Annotated in this window: 5 protein-coding genes; 1 reads left to right on the top strand and 4 read right to left on the bottom strand. The window is 46.0% G+C overall.

Annotated elements, in window-relative coordinates; genetic code table 11:
* Nucleotides 1–445: 445 nt before the first annotated feature.
* Complete coding sequence (locus ACIFSR_RS19225; protein WP_430059257.1) at nt 446–1,321, top strand: hypothetical protein; 876 nt, start codon at nt 446–448, stop codon at nt 1,319–1,321.
* 412 nt (nt 1,322–1,733) lie between these two features.
* On the opposite strand, the gene ACIFSR_RS19220 is transcribed toward ACIFSR_RS19225, so the two are convergent.
* The 4 genes from ACIFSR_RS19220 to ACIFSR_RS19205 form a co-directional block, all read right to left on the bottom strand.
* The gene (locus ACIFSR_RS19220; RefSeq protein WP_339209223.1) at nt 1,734–2,294 is read right to left on the bottom strand and encodes a hypothetical protein; all 561 of its coding nucleotides are present in this window, start codon (nt 2,292–2,294) and stop codon (nt 1,734–1,736) included.
* Between the two features lie 794 nt (nt 2,295–3,088).
* Nucleotides 3,089–8,734, bottom strand: a complete 5,646-nt coding sequence (locus ACIFSR_RS19215) for a hypothetical protein (RefSeq protein WP_430059255.1) — start codon at nt 8,732–8,734, stop codon at nt 3,089–3,091.
* 314 nt (nt 8,735–9,048) lie between these two features.
* Nucleotides 9,049–10,257: a GDSL-type esterase/lipase family protein gene (locus ACIFSR_RS19210; protein ID WP_339209225.1), complete on the bottom strand. Its 1,209-nt coding sequence runs from the start codon at nt 10,255–10,257 to the stop codon at nt 9,049–9,051.
* A gap of 7 nt (nt 10,258–10,264) precedes the next feature.
* On the bottom strand, nt 10,265–12,490 hold the full coding sequence (locus ACIFSR_RS19205; protein ID WP_430059253.1) for an FAD-dependent oxidoreductase: 2,226 nt from the start codon (nt 12,488–12,490) through the stop codon (nt 10,265–10,267).
* Between the last annotated feature and the right edge of the window lie 45 nt (nt 12,491–12,535).

The following is a 12,535-nucleotide window of genomic DNA, read 5'->3' as shown; positions in this document are numbered from 1 at the left end:
TTCGTTCCTTCGTAGAAAAGCCTGAACGACGCTGGCTCCTTTAGCCCCATCTGATCCTACACCTGGCTTCCATAACACACCCTAATTATAAAGTTGCTGTCACTCCCACGATGGTTTCAAACCCATAGCTTCGCTACTGATTTATTGAACTATCCTTTCGCATTAGATGTAGAAATCAGGGTCCCCTTACGATTGGCTGTTAGAGTATCAATGATCATGAGCAAGAATGCTGGTAAGCTTACCAATCGAGTCGTGTACATACAATCTACGAACACCCCAAGGCTCATCAACAGGCCCATATTTTATGTGAAATCCAGTTCTCTTCATGCCTTCTAATGCATGTTCGTGAGTTTATTTCCTATTGTAAAGTCTTCGGGAATGAGTCAATATAGTAGTCAATAAGTGGTAAAATATAGCTAAAAAATTATGGAGGTGAAGGATATCTATGAGGGATGCTGCAGAGGGACAACATGAGCACAGTGAGATGCTGCCGCTGTTTTCCACTACGGATAAAGGCGGACGAATGACTGCGCTGCTGCCGGGACGTGGCGTCGGACGCGCGACTCCGCTGCTGCCGTGGCTGTTCGCAGCTGCTGCACTGTGGGCGCTGACAGGCTCCGTACCGTTTGGTGCTCTACTCGGTCTTGCGCCAACACCGGAGATCAGCATGCTCCTCGGTCATCCGGTCACGGTGGGTGTCGCCGTGGTGTTGCTGTTCGTCGCAATCGGTGTGACTGGCGGAGTGTACTTGAGAGCGGTAGAGCAGTTCGGACAGACTAGGGTCGCCGGCCTCTTCGTGTCGCTCGCGATTGCAGGAGGACTCGTCATAATCGCTGGAGTCTTCCTGATCTGGACGCTGATCAGCGATCCGTCGCGCCCCTTCAAACTCGAGGCCATCGGGACGTCACCGACGATCCCGCCAGAGCTTGGCGCTGTCATAGGAGCCGCCTTCGCCCTCTGGGCCACCATCGCGCTCTTACGGTTGCCCGGCTCGATCGCACATGCCCGGCTACGTCAGAGTGACATTGAACGCCTCCGAGTGGAGGGCTGCTCGTTCATCGGAACACTGACCACCGTGAGCTTCACGAACTGCTGGCTCTTCGATCTCCCGATATTCAAGGTCGAGGTAGGTTACATCGTCGAGGGTACTCCTCGGGTCATCTCAGCGCACATGCGCACCAGTTCCGACCGTGTTCCCCTCGTAGGCTCGCGCATGCTCGTGCTGACCGACGATCGCGGAACTACCCACGTGGAGGTGGACCTGTCCAATGGAACGACATTTGAGCCGGACGTGAGGAAGTACGCCGCATCGACCGATTGAAGCTTCGGCCGGTGCACTCTCCACGAGCTTCACTTCCGCCTACTCCCGTGCTCATATCATGCAGTTTTCCTGCACAACACGAGCACACTTGCTCGTCTTCGCTTTTTTGAAGGTTCAATTTCATTTTCAGGAGCGATTAAGAATTACTTTGTTTGATGGGATCATGGTGATACCTCCAGCCGTTTAATTATTCTCAACCTTTTTTATAGGGCGGGAATGCTGACAACAGTATGTCAAATTATTCAGCACTTTTTTGTAAATGACTTCGTTTAACCTTTCGATGATGACTGTACTAGACCAAACATGAACTTGATCACACTTAAATAAAAAAAGCCGCAATTTTTGCAGCTTTTAATGAAATAGTACTTATGTCATCTTACAAAGCTGCTCCACATCTGAATTATGTAGTTTATTACTTTTGGTTTAGTGCTTCTACCTCTTCCGAAAAAGCATCTTTGTATTGCTGATACAATCCGGTATCAAACTCGTAGTCTGAGTCATTAGGCTTCGGAGGATTATCTTGAAGTTTTTTATACAAAGTATCAATCTCGCCTGAAACCTTCGTCCATAATTGTTTCACTTCATCATATTTTGAATCTATTTCTTGGATATACTTATCGTATTCTGCTTTCTTTTCCATCGCCTTGCCGAGTTGCTGGATCATGAATTCCATATCTATGGTTTCTCCTGTTGCAGAAGTACCACTGTGGGCAAAGTGACCGATGTTAACAAGACCATCGTTCCAAATATCTCTGGTGACGAAGTTGTTGATCTCCGCTAGTTCTGACTCTACAGTAGGTTTTTCATCTGACTGAGACGAATTATCTAGTTGTATCCCCGCATCTTTGAAAGCTTGCTGTACTTGTTCTTGCAATTTCTCTTCTTCGGTTTTCTCTTTTCCGCAACCTGCAAATACTGCCATCGTGACTAAGCACAGAATGATGTATACGCTCTTTTTACCCCATTTTGACATTTTAAGTCTCTCCCTTTTTTTCAATAATTTCCTACCTTTACTATTATCGGTTTTGTAGACGGGTTATTTAATACACAAAATAAAGTCAACCATCTAAGCTAATAACTTGTCTTGAATCTAGGCGTTGATAAAAACAAAAACGAAAAGCACGCCAGAAATCAGGCATGCTTTTCGAAGATTCAATTTGATCCATAAAGCGAAAGTTTTATATCACTTTGCAATCGTTATATCGCCAGAATTAGGATTAAATGCCCCACCCATGTCTGAAAACTAATCTGTACTTTCATCGTTAATTTTTGTATAACTTGCCCATTTAGCAGTCAGGGATGGTTTGTACTTTGTTGCAGTGATTTGATCATTTCGATGATAGTTTTCTTCGTGAAATTAAAACTTGTATTTTGTATACCTATCTATAAATGGCCTGTAAGCCATACCGCAAATGGTTTTCTATTCATCCAGTAAATGAGTGATATCCAGTTTATGGTTAATACCCCTTATACTTATGTAAATGTTAATTAACTACCTACTATATACACCCTAATCTACAATTAAGTACGTAACTTAGTGTCAATAATAGGGTTTCAGTAGTGGGAGCTTTATGTTATGACAATCTGGACGTTTTTTGAGGGTCCACTGCCCCAAATAAGAATAAACACGGTCGGATGCTCTGGCATCTGTTCCAAAAATGTGCTGTCTTCTTATATCATCGTTTTACAAGCATTTTGCATAGCTCAATACATAATTTCAAAAATAAAAAACTGAGTGGATCGTTCTCATCCACTCAGCTCTTAGGGTTATTTTACAATAATTTGTATAACTTCACTTACCGTTGTTCCGCTTCCATTCATAAACTCACCGCGATATTGATAAATGCCAGGAGCTTTTCCCGAAAATTGTGTATTTGCCGATTGGGCATTTGGTGAGTGTGAAGATAAAGATTGCGTTTCAATAAGTTCGCCATTTTCATATAATCGATACTGTGCTGCGTTCGTGCCCCACCACATATTTGCAGTAATGGTATAGTTCCCATCTTGATCCCAGTTGTCACTGGATAACACAGGTTTGCCAGGATTCGCATCAGCCACGGTGACGGTATGTGGATCACATGAAGTCGTTCCATACAAATTTGATAACTCACATGTATACACATAGGTTCCATTTGGCTTGCCTTGAATTGGAATAATGGAAGTTTGGGCAGCTGGCGAATCAACGGGCAATGACTTTGTTTGGATCAATTGGCCATTCTCGTACAACTTATACAGTGAGCCATTGGTTCCCCACCACATATTCATCGCAACATCATAATTGCCATCATGTAAGCCTGTCGCAGCACCGCTATTATTCGAAAGAGTCGGTTTACCTGGCGCCTCATTCACAATCAGCTCCGGATTAACGGAATGCCGATCGAATTTGACTGCATCAACCCTCGTATAGATCATATCGGCAGGAAGTGTTGGCGGGTCTACCGTTGTAGGAGTAACCCTGGTTAAACGAACATACTCGCTGCCGTCTCCTGTAAAGTTGAACGTTCCTAAATTAACCCAACCCGATGAGCCAACTGTTGCATCGATATATGTGACCTCGGTACCTGACTGATGCTTCACTTCCACTTTGACATAATTATCGTTTGCCGTCGTATGGACGATCTTGTAGATGGAGACCGTATATTTCCCCTCTGGAAACTGGCCTTTCCACGTTGCTGATGATCCTTGTACTGTAGAGTAGCGGGACTTAACCCCAATTTTGTATCCGGCTAAGTTGCTTTGGCTCCAAGACCCTTCTGTCGTGTATAACCCCGTTGTATTTGTACTGTCGACGATAACCGTTAGGTCCTTGATCGCGATGGTCAAAGGCGGTGTTGTTAAGGTCACTCCGTAAATCGTTACAGTGGCCCATACCTCAATGTGATCTGTGTCTCCATCAAGATTTAGAAGGGTCAACCTACCGCTGCTGTCTACTTCAGCCAAATCCGTACGATCAACGAAATACTGTACATTGGCCTGTGTAAGATCACCGATCAAACCGTTATCCAAATAGCCGGTTACGCTCAGTTGTGCAGTTTGAGTCATCTGCAGCTCGTTCCGATCGGATAGGATCACCGCAGACTCTAATTGCGGCATCCTGTTCGGGTCCACCCACATGATCGCATCGGCAACTACACGAGACTTATTGGCCTTATTGGTTAGTTCCACGTACCCGCTATTCCCTGCTGCAAAAGGATAATCGCCTAAGTGCACCCAAGTTCCATTTGCCGTTGTCTCATCAACGGCAACCGTCTCGGAGCCCCCGCTATAATAAACGTTAAATGAGGCATTCGTTGCCCAGTTTTCACTCGCAGCCGTTATTTGCGGAAGCTTGTAATACACACTGTAAGTAACAGTATCAGGCAGCTCCGGCCGCCATATAATTTTGCTTGTCGCTGTGCCGGCGGTCGATTTGGCATACACATAGTTATCGTAGTAATAGTCGTTAGCCGTTGTATCCCTTATCCAGACCCCTTCTGTCTCCGCCTCGGTATTATCTACAATAATAGATGAACCCTCCTGCCAATCGGGTTGGACTGGAGTTTCGGATACCTTATCAGGCAGATAAAGTGTCCGTTTGCGGGTTTGTTTCCCGTCCGATTCCACGTAATAAGTGAAGGTTTGAGATAAGTCGTTCACCCGTATTGACCATTCCATCGGATATATCGTATCTGGGATGGTTGTATACGTAGCCCCGCCATCCAAGGAATAATGGATTGTCGCTGGTTTCGTCGTTTTTGCCTGTACATAAGCATCATAAACCGTCTCGTCGGGCTTTACGATCAGCATCCCTTTAACCGCATCGATTGGACTGTGGGTATCGAAGAAGTAGCTTGCATCCGATGTATCAGCAGTTCTAACCTGATGCAGCGGCACATCAATCTGGAGTCCCTCAACAATGATAGCGGTTATCCCTTTGCTTGAAACCGTAGCTTGAATAATTCCGCCACTCATAACCGTTTGTTCTGGTGTGCCATTATCGCGGATGATGGTTACGGTATAATCTAGTGACGGGTTGAAACCAATGATTTGCTCATTCAGTTCAATCGAAGTCTGAACTTCATCTGACGATGCGTTGCTTAGCCCGATATAGAATTTATCCCCGCTCTCTCCCGTTATCCAGTTCAATTGAGGATCGTTAGTCTGGATAATTCCCTTGGGCATCCAGAGCCAAACGTCGGAATTACCGTAGAAATGACCTGGTTTATTGCCATAAAGGTGATATTTGAACCATAAAAAATTCGTTTCGAATACGGAAGGAAATGTAATACTCCCGTTCGATTTTAATGATTGTTCGCTGATCAAATAATCCATCGTTTGCCCGAGCTGCCCCGGAATATGGTGATAGTAGATGGATGTAGCCCCGCTTGGGCCTTCCAGAGGAAAATCCGGTTCAAGTTGGCTAACGGCAAAGCCCTTATAGTAATAACCTGGATAGCTGGAATATCGACCAATAACCGAATTATGAGCGATATCCTGCAGCAGTTTATCACCTGTATAGAGCGACAATCGCAGCATGAATGGAGCTTCCTGAGCATTCATCCGATAATAGCTGGTTGTGCTTCCTGCTTCAAACGTCAATCCGCTCGGTGAAACAAGCCAACTATCCGCTTGTACGCCTCCTGCTACATCTTCTGGGAGCTTGCTCCTAGGATATTGGTATTTTCCGCTTTCCGGCCAATGGAACGACTCCGCGTAATTATACGTCTCGGGCTGTGGAATTGTAACGGTACCTTCAGGAACTGGTCGAGCAACGAACATGGTGGCATACCGTTTGGCTTCCTTATAAGCGGCATTTAAGTATTTGGGATCCTGTGTTTCCTCGTAAAGCTCCAAAATCTCCATCCACAGCTTGCTATAATAATAAATGAATTCATTTTTACTCACATTAACGGATTCAGGAGTATCGATATACTGCAGGATATAGCTGTCGGCTGCATCCTTGGCAGCCTGTAAATACTGCGCATCTCCCGTCATCCGATACATCATCAGGGGCTGAATGACAGGACCCCGGTCTTTCTGGTCAGGATCACGCACGAGGTATTCTTCCTTTGCCAACGCCCCAATTCCTGCTGAAGTGCCCATCATCTGATTGACAGCGGCTACGCTTGAAACATCGAACGGCAGGGTGGCCATTTTCCATAACGAAGGCACGCCATATACTTTCTTCTGCGTCGGCGACCAACCGATGCCATTTCGCGATACGCCATACTGGACGGACGGCAATGCTCTCGTATCGTAAAGCTGGTCATCCCCAGTCAAATAATAAGCCCCCAAAAGGACTGCATTCGAGCTTGTTCGAACGCTATCCTCGTTTTCGATATCAATAAAGCCCTTGGCACGGCTCCACCATCCGCTGGGTGACGGGACATACTGAACAGAGTCGTCCCCTTGCGGCTCAATCTTAAGCAGATCGATCATATTGAACATTGCGTCAGTAAGCGATTGATCTGATACATTTTCCCGGTATGCCGAATAACCGTACTCATTGCGAAGAATGTCCGCGTAGGACTCATAAAGATTGCTTTTTTGTGCGATTAGCCCCATATGAAATCGATAGGTGTTTTCTGCGCTCATTTGCGAATAAGTCCCTAACTGAGGAGCATATAGGATTGGCTGCACGCTGCCTTCGTTGTTGACAAGGCTCATGCCAAGCCGTTGTTTCGTAACGCCTCCCGTCGGTTCAAATTCAACCGGAAGCTCTTCCGAAGGTACAAATACCCCATACGTCAATGGATTCTCCGCACCGTCATTCTTCTCCACCAGACTCATCGGAGCGCTCAGCTCCCTAAGGCTTGTGGATTCCACCGTACCAACCATTTTTGCATGCGACCTAAATCCATTTAATACTTCATTGATGCCAGAGATTTGCTCTGTTGTGAAGGATTGATATCCAATTACATAATTACCATCACGGCGAGGCGTGAAGGCGAAGGAAACATCTGGTTTATCTCCTGACATGGACCAGTTCACTTCAAAATCGTAATCACTGCCATGCATAGAATCGGTTAATACCGCCGTCCGGCTGTCGGGAAAATGGATCTCGTCGAATGTAATCCAGCGTTTGTTCATCGTATCGTAGTAATTGGTTCGGCTCCCCGCATTCCCATCCAATAAAACCCACTGCTCCTCAAGCCTTTCCGACACATTGTTTATTGGCATCCAGTTCCCCGTGTCCGTGTTCTTGTAGAACATGTCACGAACGATGGATTTGCCTCCATCCCATGCTGCCTCATAAAAGATTGCCTTATAGTTTGCATTTTCGATGCTGCCTTTTTCTGTGTAACTGAGATTCGCTAATGTACGGCTCCGCAGCGCGGGCAACGGCGGAGCTTGCTGACGGATATTCCCTTCAAATTTGACTGCATCGGCCCGAGTAATAATCGTGCCCGTCGTAGGCTGCATTCGAGTCAGCCTAACAAATTCGGTATCATCACCACTAAAATAATACTCCCCCAAATCCACCCATCCGACCGATGGACCTGACGTAGGCCTAAGATCCATAAACAAAACATCCGTAATCCCGTTGTGAACAATCTCAATCTTTACATTACTGTCTGCTTTATCCGCCCAATCAAGCTTATAGAACGATATTCTCGCCGTCCCTGCCTCCAAGCGTGGATTCCAAGTGATGCTTCTACCTACCGCGTCCGTATATTTGGAACTGGAATTATTGTATCCCTTCACTCCCGCACTTGTGGTCCAATAAGGAGCGGAGAACCCGTTACTCGCGTTAGCTGCATCTACGGTGACGATATTATCAATCGTGAGGCTTCCATCATCAATAATGATCGTCTTATGCGGCTCTTTCTGCTGAATATTCCCTTCGAACTTGACCGCATCTGCTCGCGTAAGTATCGTGCTCGTGGTGCTGGTAGACCGTGTTAATTTAATGAATTCTTCACCAACCCCAGAAAAATAGTACTCTCCCAAATCAACCCATCCCACAGGAGGGCCAGATGAGGGTCTCAGATCCAGAAAGAGTACATCCGTCGTTCCATTATGAACGATTTCGATTTTTACATTGCTATCCGCCTTATCCTCCCAGTTAAGCTTGTATAACGATACTTTCGCCGTTCCTGATTCCAAGCGCGGATTCCATGTTATCGATCTGCCTGCTGTACTCGTATATTTGGAGCTAGAATGATCATACCCCTTCACCCCTGTGCTAGTGGTCCAATTTGGAGCCGAATATCCATTGTTCTCGTTACCCGCATCAGGTGTCACAACATCATCGATCGTGATGCTTCCGTCATCGATGATAATCGTCTGATAAGGTAAGTTCTCCGCATAAGCGGTCGTTATTCCGACCAGGCTGAAAGGAACTACTATCGTCAACATGAAAACGATGAAGAAAAACAGCTTCCTTTTGACCAAACCACTCACAGCCTCTCCTTTAAATGATAACGCTTCCAAAATAATAATGCCCCCTTTGCTTGAATGATCGTAAAAAAGCAATTAGCCTAATCCATCAGCTAATCCAGCTCTTTCGTTTTTATCATAGCATGTCACATCACCATGAAATTTCTTTCATTTTAACAATTTCTTATAAGATTTTAAGCGATAAGAAAAGGGTATCCGTTTCTCATAGAAATTGAAGAATACTTTATCGTGTGAAACATATAAAATCTTTTATCAAAAATTCGTATATCTAAAAAAGAAACCTACATCCTAATTGACCGCTCAATTGCAGTCAGATAGAATGTAGGTTTTCCAAGTGAACAAATCTATTATAATGGCGGCTGCACCACTAGTAGCTTCCCAAGCTGAATGACCGTTTGATCATACCAAGCTGGATGCTGCCGAACATGGTTCATACTTTTTGCATTGCCGCTTGCCTCAAACACGGCTGCTTTGTCTGTCTTCTCGTGATCGACTTCGAAGCGAACCGTATGTTTCCCATTCGGTAGCTCCGGCAAGAAAACATATTGATTTCGATTATGATCGTTATAGGGTGTGAATCGGTCGATAAGGAAGGGTTCACCTCCATCAACTGACACCTTTAATCGGCCAGAATCTGGCCCCCCGATATCGAATAACCCGAGATGGGTCCCCTCGAATTGCACAGTTATAGCCTCTCCAGGATCGACAGCTCGCCATAGGCCAGGGAACAACCAATTGTACTCACGCACTAACGCAAAATCATCGGGGGTCATGTAAGACCATCCTTCCGAAAAAAGAGTAAGATTATCCAGCGGCAGCATGGATGCATACTCCCAAGGGTTAGCCGGGACCAATGGATTCCGAGGCAAGTGATATTCGAGTCTTCCCTGATGATCGCGAAGCTCGCTTATTTTCTCAAATGACCGGGTAATTGTATCCGTATAAATCTGATGCCCTTCGGGAATTGTCGGATGGACCGAATCATGCGTAAAAATAACGGCTCCCTGGTTAGACTGCTCTGCCATTGAGGTGAAAATGAGCTTTCCATCGGATACCAATTGACTGACCGCTACGCCCAGATGAATGGAAGGAATACCGTAATAATCGGCCACTTCCTCCTGCATAATAGCCCCCTTCTGGTATTCGCCGGCTTGAAATAAGGGCACATCTCGCTCCTTCAGCGTATAAACGAACAAAATGTCGGTAAACGGGCTTCGCTTGCGGATCTGTCGGACAATTCCTTCGATCCGCGCCTTGGATTCGGGGACTCCGCCATCGTTACCAACAAATTCGACAAACACGAGATCAGGCTGATGACGCAGTACATCCATCTCCAAGCGGGCACAGCCGAGGTCTGATCCTGTCCCATCAATGCCTGCGTTCACAGAGCGGATTTCCGAATTGGGATATTTATCTCGAAGCCAATCTCCCGTCATGACCCTATATCCTTGAGAACGCGTATTGCTGCCGCCAAAATAGACAATTGTCACGGTTTCCCCATTTTCCAACTTCGAAATAACATTAGGCAGCCCTCTTCGAGGGAATAGTTCCTTCATCGCGACTTCACCTGCCCTCACTTATTAATTTCGGAGTAAAGCATTTTACAGCAAACACTTCATAGTAAGGAGAACCGTAGGTTGCGCAGAAATGAATCCGGATTCGGGTTACGCGTTTCGCATCCACCTTATGTTTATTCAGTGTCAGATAATTACCGCGGATAATGATTTCACTCTCGGTTCCGTCTTCTAAGGTCAAGGTCACATCATAATCTTGGATAAGGAGCTCGATCGGATCGTCAAAATGCTCCAAATCCAGCCGTGAATTGAACACAAGATGGATTTCCTCCACATTTTTGGGGCTTGCAAAGCAGAATTCCAGCCATTCCTGTCCTTCCGTACGTTCAGATATCCAACCGTTCGGCAGACCATAAGGTCTGGAGAAGCCATTGACGACATTCTCTGGGCTATACATATTTTGGGAGGGCACCAGGTCTTTGAAGCAAATGCTCTTGTTAAGCTTCTTCAGCTTAGACGGAACCTCTGGCCTATAATGGAAGCTGACCGCTCCTGTCAACTTCTCTTCATTGCCATAAACAGCAAGGCTCGCCGCACCTTCCAGTACGATGTAGATTTTGTCGTCAGCCGGCTTCTTGCAGCTGAGGTCCAGCGTAATCCAGTCATCGTGACCTGCTGCTATAACTAATTGGTAATCTTTCAGCTCGCTGGCGGGAATATAGTTTTCCTTCCGCTCCCCGCCAAACAGCTTCACTTGCAAAGTTTCCGAATGCTCGGACCTATTTTTAATTTTGATCCGTACGCTTTCAGCCGTGGATGTCTGAATCGGCAAGACCAAACATAACGCGTTCTCCAAGGAAATCTCTTCAGTTGAATGAAGATTATCATAGCTTCGCTGAGACGAGGCATGAATCGTTAATCCGTCAGCGAAATAAGGATCCAACTCCTCTTGAAGCCCTACAATCGTTTGCCCGTCTCGAAGCAGCTGCGCTTGAAGCTCACCCATATGGGCTGTGACTATTTCCGCGGGGTCTGCCTCGTATTTTAAGCATAACGCAGCAGCCGTTCCTACCGCCTGCCCCATACAACCGCAGGTTGCCATAACCCTTGTAGACCCGAAAGCGACATGAGTAGCACTTATATTGCGGCCAGCGAACATGAGATTAGGAATATTGCGTGAAAATAAGCTGCGGAAAGGGATATTATACAATCCCGGCACGAAATTCCACGCTGTAGCCGGACCCTCATCGTAGATGCCTTTATTCGCATGCAGATCCATATACCAGCCTCCAACGGATACTGCATCCTCGAAATGAGGCTTTGCTGTAAGATCGTTCTGAGACAGCATGTGCTCCCCTATGAATCGCCTCGACTCCCGCTTTCCCGGAATCGGGCATACGTAATCCAGGATGAGATTGTCCACATCATCAAACTCGCCGCTATTTTTGATATAATCCCAAATCCCGTATACCAATTTCCGCAGTTCCAATGCGATGTCTTCATTATTCTTGATAATATCCATATGACCGCCGTATTCGAGCCACCACAATCCGCCAAGCCCGTTGATTTTCCTTGGAAAAGAGCGATGGTTTAAGCCTTTTCTAATACTATCGAAAAATGGCAACTTCGTAATATCGTACGCAAAGCCAGGTCTTTTGTAAGGAACGGAATAGTCTACGTAACGGGCTTGAAACAGAATCGTATCGCCCATAGTGTAATGATCCGCCACTTCGGGAGCCAAATCCTCCTTATATTCATGCTTCGCCTCTCTTCCCCATCGGAAGTGAGCACCTGCTTGATATCCAACAATGCCATCGCCGGAGCAATCGATATAGGTTCGGCTTTCAAAACGAAATTTTCTTTCAGAAGCGAGTTGAAGGCCTTCTACCCATTTAATTCTGTCGTTTTCCATCCCCGTCTCATGCACGCATGTATTGAGGAATAGAGAAATATTAGGCTCAGCATAAACCATGTCGAGCAAGACCGTATCCGAAAGCGAAAGCATAAGCTTCTTGTTGTATAACGGATTATAATGAAAGATCTTCAGCTTGAGTTCTTCTACCAACCCGCCTTCACGAGCATAATAGGATGGACTGTTTCCGAGATATGCCGACCCGTTGATATGAACCCGGACCTCGCTGCTCGCATTTCCCCCAAGAACCGGCCTATCATTAATTAGTGAAACCTGCAGCCCTTGGCGTGCGGCAGCTATAGCAGCACAAATTCCAGCAATACCTCCGCCTACGACGGTTACATCTGCTTTTATAAGCTCCATTTTGATAACCTCCATGATTAGATCCTTCTATCATGGTAATTGTTT

Source organism: Paenibacillus sp. NRS-1760, from assembly GCF_050467785.1.
Classification (GTDB): domain Bacteria; phylum Bacillota; class Bacilli; order Paenibacillales; family Paenibacillaceae; genus Pristimantibacillus.
The sequence above is the reverse complement of the archived record's forward strand: the minus strand, read 5'-3'. Positions and strand labels throughout refer to the sequence as shown.

Excerpts from the sequence above, each read along its gene's own strand:
- ACIFSR_RS19225 (WP_430059257.1), top strand. The coding sequence starts at position 446 with ATGAGGGATGCTGCAGAGGGACAACATGAGCACAGTGAGATGCTGCCG.
- ACIFSR_RS19220 (WP_339209223.1), bottom strand. The coding sequence starts at position 2,294 with ATGTCAAAATGGGGTAAAAAGAGCGTATACATCATTCTGTGCTTAGTC.
- ACIFSR_RS19210 (WP_339209225.1), bottom strand. The coding sequence starts at position 10,257 with ATGAAGGAACTATTCCCTCGAAGAGGGCTGCCTAATGTTATTTCGAAG.
- ACIFSR_RS19205 (WP_430059253.1), bottom strand. The coding sequence starts at position 12,490 with ATGGAGCTTATAAAAGCAGATGTAACCGTCGTAGGCGGAGGTATTGCT.